The sequence below is a fragment of the Streptomonospora nanhaiensis genome (assembly GCF_026642255.1).
GTDB classification, from domain to species: Bacteria; Actinomycetota; Actinomycetes; order Streptosporangiales; family Streptosporangiaceae; genus Nocardiopsis; species Nocardiopsis tropica.
This window is the reverse complement of sequence record NZ_CP113264.1, coordinates 3,514,494-3,530,003: the sequence shown is the minus strand read 5'-3', so window position 1 is coordinate 3,530,003 and position 15,510 is coordinate 3,514,494. Positions and strand designations below refer to the sequence as shown.

14 protein-coding genes are annotated in these 15,510 nt (G+C 72.6%); 7 read left to right on the top strand and 7 right to left on the bottom strand.

The window, feature by feature from the left end; genetic code table 11:
• Positions 1 to 206: 206 nt before the first annotated feature.
• On the top strand, positions 207 to 1,574 hold the full coding sequence (gene gdhA / locus OUQ99_RS15235; protein ID WP_267950116.1) for an NADP-specific glutamate dehydrogenase: 1,368 nt from the start codon (positions 207 to 209) through the stop codon (positions 1,572 to 1,574).
• Between the two features lie 193 nt (positions 1,575 to 1,767).
• Here the strand turns inward: gdhA and OUQ99_RS15230 are convergent, their stop codons facing one another.
• Entirely contained in the window at positions 1,768 to 2,799 is a 1,032-nt protein-coding gene (locus tag OUQ99_RS15230; RefSeq protein WP_267950115.1) for an aldo/keto reductase, read from the bottom strand.
• Positions 2,800 to 2,938: 139 nt separating this feature from the next.
• A complete protein-coding gene (locus OUQ99_RS15225; protein ID WP_267950114.1) occupies positions 2,939 to 3,361 on the bottom strand; it encodes a VOC family protein in 423 nt (140 codons plus the stop codon).
• 265 nt (positions 3,362 to 3,626) lie between these two features.
• Here OUQ99_RS15225 and OUQ99_RS15220 point away from each other — a divergent pair, with 265 nt between their 5' ends.
• The gene (locus tag OUQ99_RS15220) at positions 3,627 to 4,631 is read left to right on the top strand and encodes a helix-turn-helix transcriptional regulator (protein ID WP_267950113.1); all 1,005 of its coding nucleotides are present in this window, start codon (positions 3,627 to 3,629) and stop codon (positions 4,629 to 4,631) included.
• A 126-nt stretch (positions 4,632 to 4,757) separates the two neighbouring features.
• Here OUQ99_RS15220 and OUQ99_RS15215 read toward each other — a convergent pair whose 3' ends face one another.
• Positions 4,758 to 5,735 carry an aldo/keto reductase gene (locus OUQ99_RS15215; protein ID WP_267950112.1) on the bottom strand — a complete coding sequence of 326 codons (978 nt, stop codon included), beginning with the start codon at positions 5,733 to 5,735 and terminating at the stop codon, positions 4,758 to 4,760.
• 115 nt (positions 5,736 to 5,850) lie between these two features.
• The gene (locus tag OUQ99_RS15210) at positions 5,851 to 6,852 is read right to left on the bottom strand and encodes a GlxA family transcriptional regulator (protein WP_267950111.1); all 1,002 of its coding nucleotides are present in this window, start codon (positions 6,850 to 6,852) and stop codon (positions 5,851 to 5,853) included.
• A gap of 51 nt (positions 6,853 to 6,903) precedes the next feature.
• Here OUQ99_RS15210 and OUQ99_RS15205 point away from each other — a divergent pair, with 51 nt between their 5' ends.
• Complete coding sequence (locus OUQ99_RS15205; protein WP_267950110.1) at positions 6,904 to 7,305, top strand: cupin domain-containing protein; 402 nt, start codon at positions 6,904 to 6,906, stop codon at positions 7,303 to 7,305.
• A 32-nt stretch (positions 7,306 to 7,337) separates the two neighbouring features.
• Here OUQ99_RS15205 and OUQ99_RS15200 read toward each other — a convergent pair whose 3' ends face one another.
• Positions 7,338 to 7,994 (bottom strand): CatB-related O-acetyltransferase, encoded by a 657-nt coding sequence (locus tag OUQ99_RS15200; RefSeq protein WP_267950109.1) that lies wholly within the window; start codon positions 7,992 to 7,994, stop codon positions 7,338 to 7,340.
• A 189-nt stretch (positions 7,995 to 8,183) separates the two neighbouring features.
• On the opposite strand from OUQ99_RS15200, the gene OUQ99_RS15195 reads away from it, so the two are divergent.
• Positions 8,184 to 8,939, top strand: a complete 756-nt coding sequence (locus OUQ99_RS15195) for a class I SAM-dependent methyltransferase (RefSeq protein ID WP_267950108.1) — start codon at positions 8,184 to 8,186, stop codon at positions 8,937 to 8,939.
• On the opposite strand, the gene OUQ99_RS15190 is transcribed toward OUQ99_RS15195, so the two are convergent.
• A complete protein-coding gene (locus tag OUQ99_RS15190) occupies positions 8,905 to 9,723 on the bottom strand; it encodes a TetR/AcrR family transcriptional regulator (protein WP_267950107.1) in 819 nt (272 codons plus the stop codon). The two genes, OUQ99_RS15195 and OUQ99_RS15190, sit on opposite strands and share 35 nt — an antisense overlap.
• A 73-nt stretch (positions 9,724 to 9,796) precedes the next feature.
• On the opposite strand from OUQ99_RS15190, the gene OUQ99_RS15185 reads away from it, so the two are divergent.
• Positions 9,797 to 12,070, top strand: coding sequence for an excinuclease ABC subunit UvrA (locus OUQ99_RS15185; RefSeq protein WP_267950106.1), 2,274 nt, complete (start codon positions 9,797 to 9,799; stop codon positions 12,068 to 12,070).
• A gap of 142 nt (positions 12,071 to 12,212) precedes the next feature.
• Here the strand turns inward: OUQ99_RS15185 and OUQ99_RS15180 are convergent, their stop codons facing one another.
• Positions 12,213 to 13,076 carry a hypothetical protein gene (locus OUQ99_RS15180; RefSeq protein ID WP_267950105.1) on the bottom strand — a complete coding sequence of 288 codons (864 nt, stop codon included), beginning with the start codon at positions 13,074 to 13,076 and terminating at the stop codon, positions 12,213 to 12,215.
• Between the two features lie 553 nt (positions 13,077 to 13,629).
• On the opposite strand from OUQ99_RS15180, the gene OUQ99_RS15175 reads away from it, so the two are divergent.
• Together OUQ99_RS15175 and OUQ99_RS15170 are read left to right on the top strand one after the other, a co-directional pair.
• Positions 13,630 to 14,250, top strand: a complete 621-nt coding sequence (locus OUQ99_RS15175; RefSeq protein ID WP_267950104.1) for a TetR/AcrR family transcriptional regulator — start codon at positions 13,630 to 13,632, stop codon at positions 14,248 to 14,250.
• A gap of 29 nt (positions 14,251 to 14,279) precedes the next feature.
• Positions 14,280 to 15,467: an acyltransferase family protein gene (locus tag OUQ99_RS15170; protein WP_267950103.1), complete on the top strand. Its 1,188-nt coding sequence runs from the start codon at positions 14,280 to 14,282 to the stop codon at positions 15,465 to 15,467.
• The last annotated feature ends 43 nt before the right edge of the window (positions 15,468 to 15,510 follow it).

Sequence of the window (15,510 nt, the reverse complement as noted above, 5' to 3'; positions counted from 1 at the left end):
CCTCGGCCGAACGCAGAGGTCGGGAAGCACCGATGCCCCCAAAAGTATGTTTACGTCAAGGCAATACACTGGCAACACCACGGGTGGACAGGGCCTGTATGAGCCCATGGCCCCGTCTCCTCGAACCGATTCCTCCGACGATCGAGGTTCCCGGCACAACGGCGTGCGGGGTGCCCGTTCCAGCAGTGAGAAGGGAACGCACTCGCATGCCGTTTTCCGATGGTGCCCGCAGCGGGCACCACCCGGGGGTCCGAAGCGCGTACGAGCACGTGGTGCGGCGCAACCCCGACGAGCCCGAGTTCCAGCAGGCCGTCCTGGAGGTGCTCGACAGCCTCTCGCCCGCCCTCTCCCGCCACTCCGAATACGCCGACCAGCGCATCCTGGAGCGCCTCTGCGAACCCGAACGCCAGGTCATCTTCCGGGTGCCGTGGCGCGACGACCAGGGCAACGTGCACGTCAACCGTGGTTTCCGGGTGGAGTTCAACAGCGCGTTGGGCCCCTACAAGGGCGGGCTGCGCTTCCACCCCAGCGTGAACCTCGGGGTGATCAAGTTCCTGGGCTTCGAGCAGATCTTCAAGAACGCCCTCACCGGCATGAGCATCGGCGGCGGCAAGGGCGGCAGCGACTTCGACCCCAAGGGGCGCTCCGACAACGAGATCGAGCGGTTCTGCCAGTCGTTCATGACCGAGCTCCACCGCCACCTGGGCGAGCACACCGACGTCCCGGCCGGGGACATCGGGGTGGGCGGCCGCGAGATCGGCTACCTGTTCGGCCAGTACCGGCGCCTCGCCAACCGGTGGGAGGCCGGGGTCATCACCGGCAAGGGCCTGGAGTGGGGTGGTTCGCGCGTCCGTACCGAGGCCACGGGGTACGGGAACGTGCTGTTCACCCAGCGGATGCTGGAGCGCTCGGGCAGGAGCCTGGACGGCCGGCGCGTGGTGGTGTCCGGTTCGGGCAACGTGGCGATCTACTCGGTGGAGAAGGCCCAGCAGCTGGGCGCCACCGTGGTCGCCTGCTCCGACTCCGGCGGCTACGTCGTGGACGAGAAGGGCATCGACCTCGACCTGCTCAAGCAGATCAAGGAGGTGGAGCGGGCCCGGATCTCCGAGTACGCCGAGCGGCGCGGCGACGCCCGCTACGTGGAGGGCGGCAACGTGTGGGACGTGCCCTGCGACGTGGCACTGCCCTCCGCCACCCAGAACGAGCTGGACGCGGCATCGGCGCGCACCCTGGTCCGCAACGGCGTCCTGGCGGTGGCCGAGGGCGCGAACATGCCCACCACCCCCGAGGCCGTCCAGGTGCTGCGCGAGGCCGGTGTGCTGTTCGCGCCGGGCAAGGCCGCCAACGCCGGCGGCGTGGCGACCAGCGTCCTGGAGATGCGGCAGAACGCGCGGCGCACGTCGTGGTCGTTCGAGCACGCCGAGGCCGAGCTGGCCGAGGTGATGACGGGGATCCACGACCGGTGCGAGGAGGCCGCCGAGAGGTACGGCGCCCCGGGCGACTACGTGCTCGGCGCGAACGTGGCCGGGTTCGAGCGTGTGGCGGGCGCGATGCTCGCCCAGGGCCTGATCTAGGCACCGCCTCCGTCCGGGGCCTGGGAAAGGCCCCAGGACGGAGGCGGCGGCCCTCCTTCTCCGGTCGGGCGGCGAACCCACCGGAGCAGGAGGACCCGCTCCCGTGCCGACCGGTCGGGCGGACCGGGGAGACGGCCGGGCACGGAAGAGCGCGCGACCGCCCCCGGGACCGTGCCGGGGACGCGGGCAGGTCTCAGGCCGCGGACCGCTGGTCGGCCGGGCGCCTGCGCAGTTCCGGGCGGATGACGGCGGGCGGGTCGTAGGAGACGTCGAGGGGGCCGATGTCGGTCCCGGGCGGGACGATGTCGTCGATCCTGTCGAGGACGCCGTCGCCGAGTACGGCGCCGGCGCCAGCCAGCAGGTCCTCCAGCTGTTCCATGGTGCGGGGGCCGATGATGGCGGAGCTGACGTCGGGGTGGGCGGCGACGAAGGCCATCGCCAGGTGGGCCAGGGACATCCCGGCCTCCTCGGCCACCACGATGAGCTGTTCGACGGCGTCGAGCTTGCGCTCGTCGGTCAGGTGCTCGGGCATCCAGTGCATCCTGGCGTTCTCCACGGGGGAGGCGCCCTTGCGGTAGCGGCCGGTCAGCAGGCCCGAGGACAGCGGCCCCCAGGTCAGCACGCCCAGGCCGTAGCGGCGGCAGAGCGGCAGGACCTCCCTCTCGATCCCGCGGTTGAGGATGGAGTACGTGGGCTGCTCGGTGCGCAGCCGCTGGAGTGCGCGCCGCTCGGCCACCCACTGCGCCTCCACGATCTCCGAGGGCGGCAGGTTCGAGGAGCCGACGACGCGGACCTTGCCGCTGCGCACCAGGTCGGTCAGCGCCGAGAGCGTCTCCTCGATGTCGGTCCGGGGGTCGGGGTGGTGGAGCTGGTAGAGGTCGATGTAGTCGGTGCGGAGGCGCCGCAGCGAGTGCTCGACCTCGGCGATGATCCAGCGCCGGGAGCTGCCGTGCCGGTTGGGGCCCTCACCCATCCGGCCGTTGACCTTGGTGGCCAGCACGACCTCGTCGCGTCGGCCCTTGAGGGCCTTGCCGACGATCTCCTCGGTCTCGCTGTAGCCGTACACGTCGGCGGTGTCGACGAAGTTGACGCCGGCGTCCAGTGCCCGGTGGGTCATACGGATGCATTCGTCGTGGTCGGGGTTGCCCACCCGGCCGAACATCATGGTGCCCAGGCAGTAGGCACTGACCTCGATGCCGGTGCGCCCCAGCTCGCGCGTTCTCACAGTGATCCGGTTCCTCTTCCTTTCCGGCAGCCGCACGGCACACGCCTGCGGCGGCGACGCTCCCGTGCCCGCTCCGGGCGGGCACGGGGGCCGGGGCGGCGGGGCGCTCAGCCCGCCCCGCCGCCCCGGCACACGGAGGTCAGCCGTTGTACGGAGCCGCGACGTCCAGGACCCAGACGATGCCGAAGCGGTCCTTGAGCATCCCGTAGAGCGGCGCCCACGGGGAGGCCTCCAGCGGCTGCACGACGGTCGAGCCGACGGCAAGCTTCTCCCAGAGGGCGGTGATCTCCTCGGTGCCGTCCCCGCGCACGGAGACGAAGACGGCGTTCTCGCCCCGGTCCCACGGCATCGGGGAGGGCACGTCGTAGGCCATGACGTGGAAGCCGTTGTCCGCGATCACCTGGCCCCACGTCACCCAGTCCGCCTCGTCCGGGTTCTGCACGTTGCCCGTGTCCTTGTAGGTGACGACGGCGATGTCCCCGCCGAAGACGGAGTGGTAGAAGTCGAGCGCCGCGCGGGCCTCGCCTCGGAAGTTCAGGTGGGTCGTGGTCGTGATGGACATGGTGGCTCCCGGTCTTCGTCTGCTCGGGTGAGCTTTGTACGGCTGGTGTCGGTGGCAGTCGACCGTGTGCCGCCGCGGCGGTGCACGGCCGGGTGTCGGGGGCGGTGGACGGCCGCGCCCCTCGGCGGCGGACACGAAAACGTCCGCCGCCGAGGGGTCGTGACCTGCGATGACCGCGTTTGCGCCCGCCCCTTCGCTGCCTGCGGCCCTACATTCGCAGGCTCACAGGACAGGGTGTGTCCTCTATGTCGAGCAGGATGGGTCCATGGTGAAAACGTCCGCCCGCCTGCTCGCGCTCCTGTCCGTGCTCCAGACCCGCCGGGACTGGTCGGGTGACGAGCTGGCCGAGCGGCTCGACGTCAGTGCGCGCACGGTCCGCCGCGACGTGGACCGCCTCCGCGAACTCGGCTACCCGATCACGGCCTTCAAGGGGCGCGACGGCGGCTACCGGCTCGACGCGGGCTCGCAGATGCCCCCGCTGCTGTTCGACGACGAACAGGCGGTGGCGCTGGCGGTGGCGCTCCAGGCGGCCACCGCGACCGGCGCCGGGATCGGGGAGGCCGCGGAACGCGCGCTCAACACCATCCGCCAGGTCATGCCCGCACGCCTGCGCCAGCGGATCCGCCCGATCCGGGTCGAAGCGGTCGTGCCGCCCGACGCCGTTCCCGCCCGGGCCGACGGCAGCCTGCTCATGGCGCTCAGCGCCGCCGTCCACGCCCGCGAGGAACTGCGCCTCGACTACGCCCCCGCCTTCCGGTCAGCCTCGGAGCCGGGCGACACCGCGGTGGTCCGGCGCCGGGTGCAGCCCCACCACCTGGTCACCTGGCGGGGGCGCTGGTACCTCCTGGCGTGGGAGGAGGAGCGCGGCGACTGGCAGACCCTCCGCGTGGACCGCATCTCGCCGCGCACCCCCAACGGTCCGCGCTTCACCCCGCGCGAGGTGCCCGGCGGAGACGTGGCCGCCTTCGTCACCGGCAGGTTCCGGGGCTCGGGCGGACCGGCCGACTGGCCCTGCCGGGGGGAGGTCGTCCTCGACCTGCCCGCCGCGTCCGTCGTCCCCTTCGCCTACGACGGGCTGGTCGAGGAACTGGGGCCGGAGCGCTGCCGGCTGGTGCTCGGTTCGTGGTCATGGGTCGGCCTGGCCTCCGCCGTCGGGCGGTTCGACGCCGACTTCGAGGTCGTCGGACCGCCCGAGCTCGAGGACGCGTTCGAGCGCCTGGCCCGCCGCTTCGGAGACGCCGGCCGCAAGGCCCGCCTCCCCGAGGGCTGACCGGGCGCGCCGTTCCCGGCCGCCGCCCTCCGCGGCCGGGAGCGCCGGGGCATCCCCGGCCGCCACGGCCCCCTGTCGGACGCGGGGCCGTGGCGGTCTCCCGTCAGCCCGCGGGGTTCTCGCCGGTCACCACAGGTGGTGGACGTGGGGCCGGACGAGCTCGTCGTAGACCTCGCCGATCCGGGCGTGGACCTCGGGGGAGAGGGGAGCCAGGTCCGCGGCGGCGGCGTTGCCGCGCGCCTGGTCGGCGTTGCGGGCCCCGGGGATGACGACGCTCACGCCGTCCTGGTCCAGGATCCAGCGCAGCGCGAACTGGGCCATCGTCATCCCCTCGGGGACGAGCGGGCGGATACGCTCCACGGCCTCCAGCCCGGTGGCGTAGGGGACGCCGGAGAACGTCTCCCCCTTGTCGAATGCCTGCCCCTCGCGGTTGAAGGCGCGGTGGTCGTCGTCGGCGAAGGAGGTGTCGGCGGTGAACCTGCCCGAGAGCAGGCCGCTGGCCAGCGGGACGCGGGCGATGACACCGACCCCGGCCTCGCGCGCGGCGGGCAGGAACCGCTCCAGGGGCTTGTGACGGAAGGCGTTGAGGATGATCTGGACGGTGGCCACGTGGGGGCGGGCGATGGCGGCCAGGGCTTCGTCCACGGTCTCGACCGAGACGCCGTAGGCGCGCATCCTCCCCTCCTCGACCATGGCGTCCAGGTCGTCGAAGACGGCGTCGGTGGAGATGACGGCGGAGGGCGGGCAGTGCAGCTGGACGAGGTCGACGGTGTCCACGCCCAGGTTGCGGCGGGAGTCGTCGTTCCAGGCCCGGAAGTTGGCGGGGTTGTAGTTCGCGGCGAGCTGCTCCTGGCGCCGGCCCATCTTGGTGGCCACGGTGATGTGGGGGAGTTCCTTGAGCAGGCGTCCCACGAGCCGTTCGCTGCGGCCGTCGCCGTAGACGTCGGCGGTGTCGAAGAAGGTGACGCCCTCCTCGGCCGCGGTGTGCAGGGCGGCGGTGGCGTCGGCCTCGCTGACCTCGCCCCAGGAGGCTCCGATCTGCCAGGCGCCGAAACCGACGACGCCGACGTCCTTGCGGGTGCGACCCAGTACACGTGTTTCCATGCGGCCGATCCTAGACCTCTGGAAGCGCTCCCAGGCGAGGAGGGCCGTGGTCTCCGACGGTCCGGCGGCCGCGCGACCGGCCCGCCCCGTGAGAACGGGAGCCGGGACCGCGCGGTCAGGCGCGGGCCGGGGACCGGCCGCCTTCCCGGGCCGGGGGACGCGGACCGAACCGCTCCCGGTACCGGGCCGGGCCGACCCCGGTGTGCGCCCGAACGCTCGCCCGCAGGTTGGCGGTACTGCCCAGGCCGCTGGCCCGCGCCACCGCCTCGAAGCCCATGCCTCCGGCCTCGATCAGGCGGCAGGCCAGCAGCACGCGCTCGGAGCGCAGCCAGGCCAGCGGGGTCGTGCCCAGTTCGGCCCGGAACCGGCGGTGCAGGGTCGCCGGGCTGACCGACGCCCGAGAGGCCAGGTCGGCGACGGCGATCGGTTCGTCCAGGTGCTCTCGGGCCCAGGCCAGGACCGGGGCCAGGGAGGTGTCGGCGGTCTCGGGGAGCGGCCTGCGGACGAACTGGCGCTGCCCTCCCTCCCGGTGGGCGGCGAACACCAGCCGTCGGCTGACCGTGTTGGCGGTCTCCGCGCCGTGGTCGCGGCGGATCAGGTGCAGTCCCAGGTCCAGGGCGGCGGCGCTGCCCGCCGCGGTGAGCACGTCGCCCTCGTCCACGAACAGCACGTCGCGTTCGAGGCGGACCCCCGGGTGCATCCGGGCGAACAGTTCCTCGAACCTCCAGTGCGTGGCGGCCCTCCGCCCGTCCAGGACCCCGGCGGCGGCCAGGGTGAACGCACCGCTGCAGAAGCTGACCAGCCGGGCTCCCCGCCGGGCCGCCCGGCGCACGGACGCGACCACCTCCGGCCTGGGCGGCACCCACGGGTCGGGGCGGTTGGGCACGATGACCGTGTCGGCCTCCTCCACCGCCTCCAGCCCGGCCAGGTCGGTGATGGTGAACAGCCCCAGGTGGACGCGCACGTCAGGGACCGCCGAGCACACGGTGAGGTCGTACCAGGGGTGGTCGAGCTCGGGACGGCGCAGTCCGAAGAGCTCGGTGGCCACGCTCATCTCGAAGGGGTTCGAGCCCTCGTCGACGACCAGTGCGACTCGGTGCGAGGATTCTTGCGGCATGTGCGATTCCTAGCACTTCCCCGGTCGGGGCGCCATGGCCAGGATGGCCCTATGAGCGAACGACCGATCAACCTGCGGGACGCGCTGGCCTCCTTCGACGAGCTGTGGAGTCCGCGCATCGTCACCCGGGTCAACGACTACGACGTGCGCGTGGCCAAGGTCCGCGGCGAGTACGTGTGGCACGCCCACGACGGCACCGACGAGTTCTTCCTCCTCCTGGACGGGGACCTGCGCATCCGGCTGCGCGAGCGCGAGGGCGCCCCGGAGCGGGTCGTCACCCTGGAGAGGGGATCGGTGTTCGTGGTCCCGCGCGGCGCCGAGCACCGGCCCGAGTCGGACGGGGGCGCGTCGATCCTCCTCTTCGAGCCCACCGGCACCCTGACGGTCGGCGACCGCCACGAGGAGGTGCCCGACCACGTGGACGCCACCACCGGGCACGTCCTGGACGGCTGAGGCCCCGCGGCCCGTCGCACCCCGCCCCCGGTTCAGCCGCCGAGGACGCCCTCGGCCACCGCGGCCACCGCGGCGGGGCTGCCGCCCATGATGAGGGCGGCGTGCTCGGTGATCGCCTCGACGGGCCAGTCCCACCACCGGGCCGCGAGCAGGCGGGCGACGTCGTCCTCGTCGAAGCGGCTGCGGATGTGCCGCGCCGGGTTTCCGCCGACCAGCGCGTAGGGGGCGACGTCCTTGGTCACGACACTGTGCGCGGCCACGACGGCGCCGTCGCCGATCGCCACCCCCGGCATGAGCGTGGCGCCCCGGCCGATCCACACGTCGTTGCCGATCCTGGTGTCGGGCGGGGCGGGGATCGACAGGTAGGTGTCCATGGTGCGCTCGGACCACTCGCCGCCGAACATCGTGAACAGGTAGGTGGAGGGGCCCACGGTGGGGTGGTTCCCGGCGGGCATGAGGATGGTGGCGCCCGGCGCGATGGCGCTGAACCGGCCGATCACCAGGCGCTGGGGGCCGTAGTTGTAGAGCACGCACGCCTGCTCGAAGGGGACTCCGCTGCCCTCGTCGTCGTAGTAGGTGTACTCGCCCACCTCGATGAGGTCGGAGGTGACCTGTGCCTTCAGGAAGACGACGTTGGTCAGGTCCGGCCGGGTCGTGGGGTGCAACCGGTCCGGGTCGGGTGCGGGCATGGGTCTCCCCGTTCTCCTCTCCCGGGGCCGGGCGGCGCCGGGCTCGTCGGGGACGAGGCTAGCGAACCGGGGCCCGCCCCGGCCCGCGGCGCCCCCCGGCCGCGGCCGGCCCGCGCCCCTCCGCGGGCGGAGGGGCGCGGGCCGGGAAATCCGGGTGCGGGCGCGGGGCCGGTCCACCACACTGGCCGCATGGTCGACAACGTCTTCTCCGATGCTGCGATGGCCGAACTCTACGACGTCTTCCACCCCTGGGGCCTGGCCCCCGACGACGCCTTCTACATCGACCTGGTCATGTCCGCGCGGTCGGTCCTGGACGTGGGCTGCGGCACCGGGCTGCTCCAGCGGGAGGCCAGGAGGCGGGGCCACACGGGGCGGCTGGTGGGGCTCGATCCCGCCGACGCGATGCTGGAGGTCGGCCGACGCGACCGCGGGGACGTCGAGTGGGTCCTCGGAGACCTGGCGACGACGTCCTTCGAGAACGAGTTCGACCTCGTCGTGATGACCGGGCACGCGTTCCAGGTGCTCACCACGGACGAGGAGCTCCGGTCGGCCCTGGCGGCCGTGCGGCGGGCCCTGGCGGAGGACGGCCGGTTCGTGTTCGAGACGCGCAACCCCGCGGCGCGGGGCTGGGAGGCGTGGCGGCCCTCGCGCACGCGCACGGTGACCGGTCCGGACGGGGCCGAGGCGACCTCCGTGCACCGGTTGGAGGGTGTGGAGGGCGACCTGGTCACCTTCACCACCGCCTACTCCAGTACCGCGTGGGGCGGAGAGGTCCGGCACAGCCGCAGCACGCTGCGCTTCCCGGACTCCGGCGCGCTCGACGCGCTCCTGGCCGGGGCCGGCCTGGAGGTACGGGCCCGGTACGGCGACTGGGCCCGCGGTCCGCTCACGGACGCCTCCGAGGAGATCATCACGTGCGCGGTTCCGGGCGGGTCCGCGCGCTGAGCTTGCCCCGCACCCCGTCGAGCAGGGCGTTCAGACCGAACTGGAAGGTCTCCCACGCCTCCTGCTCCAGGTAGGGCTCGCTCTCGTCCTCGTTGGAGAACGCGCCCGCCTCGGACATGCGGGCGAGGGTGGGGAAGCGCTCGGCGAAGTCGGGCACGAGCTCGTCCAGCTGCGCGGACCGGGCGAACCACCACTCGTCCTCGGGCGCTCCCGTCACGGCCTCGGCGCGGCGGGCCTCCGCGGCCGTCCGCACGGAGCCGCGCACGAGGGAGAAGAGGTTGCCGTAGGTGCTGCGGATCCCGGCGGCGTCCAGACCCGCACGGTGCAGCACGAGGGCCATGGACTCGAACAGCCGGTACTCGTTGGGGCCCAGCACCGGCCTGGCCTGGGACACCTCCAGCGCCCAGGGGTGGCGGAGGTAGAACTCCCACAGCCGGGTCGCCCAGTTCGTCGTAGCCTTGCGCCAGTCCGGTTCGCCATCGGCTTCGGCTGCTTCGGCGAGCTCCCCGAACGCGTGGTCGTACATCAGCTCGATGAGCTCGTTCTTGCTGGCCACGTAGGTGTACAGCGACATGGCGGTGCGCCCGAGCCGCTGTCCCACCGCGCGCATCGACAGCGCGTCCATGCCCTCTTCGTCGGCGACGCCGATGGCGGTCTCCACGACCAGGTCCACGCTGAGTTCGGGCTTGGGGCCGGGGACGGCACGCGCGGACGGGTCCGCGGGGGCGCGCCACAGCAGGCCCATGGAGCGACGAGCGTCACCCTGCCCGGCGTAGATGACCACTTGCATCTCCTTATGCCATAAACTAACGTTCGCAGGCCGCCAGTTTACCGCATAAGGATTTCTGAGGAGCAGCGTGTCTTCCGAACCCACCTCCATGGCCGACAGCCACGACACCATCCAGGTCAGGGGCGCAAGGGAGAACAACCTCGCCAACGTCTCGGTGGACATCCCCAAGCGGAGGCTGAGCGTGTTCACCGGCCTGTCCGGGTCGGGAAAGTCCTCCCTCGTGTTCGGCACGATCGCCGCCGAGTCGCAAAGACTCATCAACGAGACCTACACGACGTTCGTCCAGTCGTTCATGCCCAGCCAGGGCAGACCCGACGTGGACACCCTGCGCAACCTGAGCGCCGCCATCATCGTCGACCAGGAGCGGATGGGCGCCAACTCCCGCTCCACCGTCGGCACCGCCACCGACGCCGCGGCCATGCTGCGGATCGTCTTCAGCCGGGTCGGCACCCCGCGCCTGGAGCCGTCGAGCGTGTTCAGCTTCAACAACTCCGAGGGCATGTGCCCCGAGTGCGAGGGGCTGGGCCGCACCAACCAGGTCGACCTGGAGGAGCTCTACGACCGGGACCTGTCGCTGAACGAGGGCGCCATCACCGTCCCCGGGTTCGCGGTGGACTCCTGGTACTGGCAGGTCATGGCCAACTCCGGGTTCCTCGACCCGGACCGCAAGCTGCGCGACTACACCCCCGAGGAGTGGGAGACCTTCCTCCACGGTCCCGCCACCCGCGTCAAGGTGGGCGGCAACTCCTTCTCCTACGAGGGGCTGGTGGTCAAGCTCAAGCGCACCTACCTGGCCAAGGACCGCGACTCCATGCAGCCCGGGATCCGTGCCTTCGTGGACCGCGCCGTCACCTACTCCACGTGCCCCGAGTGCGAGGGCACGCGGCTCAACGCCGAGGCCCGCTCGGTCAAGGTCGCCGGACGCACCATCACCGAGTGCTCGTCCATGCAGATCAACGAGCTCGCCGATTTCATCGGCTCCCTGGACGAGCCCTCGGTGAAGCCGCTGCTGGACAACCTCGGCCACACCCTCGACTCCCTGGTCGAGGTCGGCCTGGGCTACCTCAGCCTGGACCGGGAGTCGGGCACGCTGTCCGGCGGCGAGGCCCAGCGCGTCAAGATGGTCCGCCACCTGGGCTCCAGCCTCAGCGACGTCACCTACGTCTTCGACGAGCCCACCGTGGGCCTGCACCCGCACGACATCGAGCGGATGAACAACCTGCTGGTGAGCCTGCGCGACAAGGGCAACACCGTGCTGGTGGTCGAGCACAAGCCCGAGACGATCGCGATCGCCGACCACGTGGTGGACCTGGGGCCGGGCGCCGGACCGTCCGGCGGGCGGATCACCTACACCGGGGACGTGGCCGGACTGCGCGCCTCGGGCACCCTCACCGGCGACCACCTGGACCACCGCGCCACCCTGCGGGCCGAGGTCCGCCGCCCCACCGGGGCCATCTCCATCACCGGGGCCGACAGCCACAACCTCAAGAACGTCAGCGTGGACGTCCCCCTGGGGGTGCTCACCGTGGTCACCGGGGTCGCGGGATCGGGCAAGAGCTCGCTCATCCACGGCGCCCTCCCCGGAAGGGAGGGCGTGGTGGTGGTCGACCAGTCACCGATCCGCGGGTCGCGCCGCTCCAACCCGGCCACCTACACCGGCCTGCTCGACCCGATCCGCACCGCCTTCGCCCGCGCCAACAAGGTCAAGTCCTCCCTGTTCAGCGCGAACTCCGAGGGGGCCTGCCCCGAGTGCAAGGGCGCGGGGGTCATCTACACCGACCTGGCGATGATGGCCGGAGTCGCCTCCACCTGCGAGCAGTGCGAGGGCAAGCGGTTCCGGCCCGAGGTGCTCACCCACGAACTGCGCGGCAGGAACATCAGCGAGGTGCTCTCCATGTCGGTGGTGGAGGCCCGGGAGTTCTTCACCACCGGCAACGCCCGCACCATCCTGGACCGGCTCTACGACGTCGGCCTGGGCTACCTGGGCCTGGGCCAGCCGCTGACCACCCTGTCGGGCGGTGAGCGCCAGCGCCTGAAGCTGGCGATCAGCATGGCCAAGGAGGGGGCGGTGTACGTGATGGACGAGCCCACCACCGGCCTGCACCTGGCCGACGTGGACCGGCTCCTCGCCCTGCTGGACCGTCTGGTCGACGACGGCAACACGGTGGTGGTGATCGAGCACCACCAGGCGGTCATGGCGCACGCCGACCACCTCATCGACCTGGGGCCGGGCGCCGGGCACGACGGCGGCCGCGTGGTCTTCGAGGGCAGTCCCGCCGAGCTGGTGGCCGAGGGCGACACCCTCACCGCCCGCCACCTGCGCGCCTACCTGGAGCGCTAGGCCGTGGGCCGCCCCGCCGTCCGGGCGGGGCGGCCCACGCGCTCGGACCGGGGAGGGCGCCCCCGCCCCCGACGGCCGTGAAGGACGGCGTGCCGGGGGCGGGCAGCCCCGGGGTCCGGGAACGGCTCGGGTCCCGCAGGGCTCAGGGGCGGTCCCCGTGCCCCTCCAGCACGACCTTGAGCTGCCCCAGCCGGTGCCTCCAGAACGCCTTCGTCTCGGCGGCGGTCTCCGCGTCCGCCAACTTGGTGTGCTCGAAGGCGACCGTGCTCCTGCCACCGTCCTTGGCGGTGAAGTTGGCGCTGATCCGTGTGGACCGGTCGAAGTCGGCGGTCAGGCGCCGGGGCTCGGTGGAGGTGCGCACCGACAGGTCGTGGCCGGGCAGCCACCTCCCGCGCTCGCCCTCCTCGACGAAGGCGGCGAAGAGGCGCTCGACCGGCGCGTGGACGGTCTTGCTGACGCTGACCGCGAACCCGTCCTTCTTCTGGCCCGCGACCCGCATCCCGCGCTCCTGCTCGTAGGCGACCGTGACGGTCTGCGCCCACCAAGCGGGGACGCCCTGCTCCCGGCCCAGCCATGCCGCCAGCTCGGTGTGGGTGCGGGCGGTGCCGTTCCAGCCGTCCAGCAGGGCGAACCATCCGGCGTAGTCGCGGCCGGTGTGCTCCCGCACGGAGTCGTCGGTGACGCGGCCGCGCATCGTCCCCGTGGTGCGCCGGTCGGCCGCTGACGGGGCGGATGCGCCGGTGGGACCGGCGGAGCCGGCCGGGGCCCCGTTCGTGGGAGGGGCGTCGGCGGACACGGTGTGCTCCCCGCCGGGCGGGGGCTGGACGGCGGGTGAGCGGTCGGCGGCGGTTCTCCCGGGCCCGACGGCGGGCTCGGAGGACGCGCGGTCGGACCGGGGTGCGGTTCCGGTGCGGCCGATCAGGTGCGCGCGGGCGGCGGTGTAGCTCTCGCCGGTCTTGTCCATGCGGGCGCGCACGCGCTGCTTGAAGGCCTTGTGGCTGGTCATGACGGCTCCTCGGCGACAGCGTCGGAACTCGCGCTCCCTCCGCCCCGCCGGTGGGGCACATCGGACCGGCGTCCCGAGGACCCTGAGTCCCCTTTGCCCCCTCACAGCCGGTGGCGCGAGCACCGGGACCGGGGGTTGGGCGCGGGACCGCGCCTACGGACAACGGTACCCCTGTCCCCGTGGATTCTCCAGGGCCTGTGGACGAGGGCCGGGGAACCCGGGCCGCGGCCGGTCCGGGAGGCGAGGAGTTCCGGCCGGCGTCCGATCGCGGCGTCCGGGAGGGAGCCTGCCCGCCCCCGCCCGTGTCGGCCGAGGAGCGCCCGGGTGGGGGCGGGCCCGTCCAGGCCGCTCCCGCCCCCGCTCCCCGGCGATCGGCCTCCAGGGGCCGACCGGCCGGGCCGGTGGGCGCCTCCGGTCGGGGACCTCGGCTCGGCCGCCGGGGGACGGGACCGTGCCGTCCCGGGGTTTCCACCCCCGGCCCGACGGGGGCGGACCAGGGGCGGTTCAGGGACATCCCCCATGGATTCCTGGCCTCCTGTGTTAGATTCTGGCCATGCGGTCAGAAAATAATCCAGCCGGTCAGAAAAGGTCCTTCATCGAGGAGGCCCGCAGGGCGCAGATCGTCGCCGCGGCGATCGACACCATCGCCGAGGTGGGCTATCCCAACGCCTCACTGGCGCGGATCGCCGAGGAGGCGGGCGTGAGCAAGGGCGTGATCTCGTATCACTTCGCGGGAAAGGACGAGTTGATGGACCAGCTGGTGACGGGCGTCTACACGGAGATCGCCGAGTCCGTCGTCCCGCGGCTCCTCGCCCAGGACAACGCCGCCGACATGCTCCGCGCACACGTGCGGGGTGTGGCCGCCTACGCGCTGGAGCACCGGAGCCGCATGGCGGCCCTGGCGCAGATCTTCATCCACGCGCTCAGGCCGGACGGCTCCCCCCGGTACGGGGCCGGCGAGTCCGAACCCCTCTACGAGTCCCTGGAGGGGCTCTACCGGGAGGGGCAGAGGAGCGGCGAGTTCCGCGACTTCGACGTGCGGGCGATGGCCGTGACCCAGCAGTCCGCCACCGACGGGATGTTCGAGTACTGGCGCGTCCACCCCGACCACGACCTCATGGCGCACGCCGCCGAACTCGGCGAACAGCTCGTCCGCGCCACCCGCGCCGACTGACCGGCGCACACCCCCATCACGAGGACCCCATGACACAGCAACCCGCGCCCGCCCTGAGCCCGGAGGCGGCGCCACCGCCCCCGAGACGCCTGCACTACGTCGACAACCTGCGCGTGGCGATGACCGTCCTGGTCGTGCTGCACCATGTCGCACTCACCTACGGCAACATCCCGGTCTGGTTCTACACCGAGCCCGCGCAGGACCCCACGGGCGGGCTGCTCGACCTCCTGGTCGTCGTCGACCAGACCTACTTCATGGGCCTGTTCTTCCTGCTCGCGGGCTACTTCGTGCCCGGAGCGAGGGACCGGAGGGGGCGGCGGGGGTTCGTCCGCGAGCGCCTGGTGCGCCTGGGCGTCCCCCTGCTGCTGTTCGCCCTGCTCGTACGGCCGCTGCTCACGACCGGCACCTACCGGATGTTCGCGGAAGGAGCCGCCGCCGAGGGCGCGGAGATGCCCTACTGGCTCTTCTACGTGATCACCTTCGACCCCGGCCCCATGTGGTTCGTCGAGGTCCTGCTCGTCCTCAGCCTCACCTACGTCATGGTGCGCGGCTTCCGCGAGCGCCGCGCCGAGCGCCGGGGCACGGCGGTCCTCCCCGCCTCCCGCCCGGAGGACACGGCCCCGCTGCGCTGGCTCGGTCCGGTCGTCGCCTTCACCGTGGCCCTGGCCCTGGTGTCGTTCGTCTGGCGCTGGGTGAACCCCGCCCCCTACTGGCCGTTCGTGGGGCTGCCCAGCCCCGACTACCTGCCCCAGTACGCGGCCCTCTTCACGGTGGGCGTGCTGGCCTACCGCCGCAACTGGTTCACCCGCCTGCCCGGCCGGGCCGGCTGGTACGGGGGCGCGACGGCCGTCCTCGGCCTGGCCGCGTTCCTGGGAGGGGGGCTCGTCCTCGGGCCGGAGAACGCCCCCGGGACCGCTCCGGCGCTGTTCCACATGGTGGCGGAGACGTTCTTCGCGGTCGGCGTGACCCTCGCGCTGATGGTGTCCTTCCGCCGCTTCCTCGACCGGCGGACCCGCCCCTCCGCGTTCCTGGCCGACAACGCCTTCGCCGTGTACTTCCTGCACCCGCTGGTGCTGGTCGGGCTCGGAACGGCGCTGAGCGGTTGGGAGGCACCCGCCGCGGTGAAGTTCCTGGGCATGGCCGCCCTCGCGGTCCCCGCCTGCTGGGCGCTCGCCGCCGCGGTCCGCGCGATCCCCGGGGCCCGTCGGATCCTCTGACGCGCCCTTCCGCGGGGCCGCCCCGGCGAAGAGCCGGAGGCGG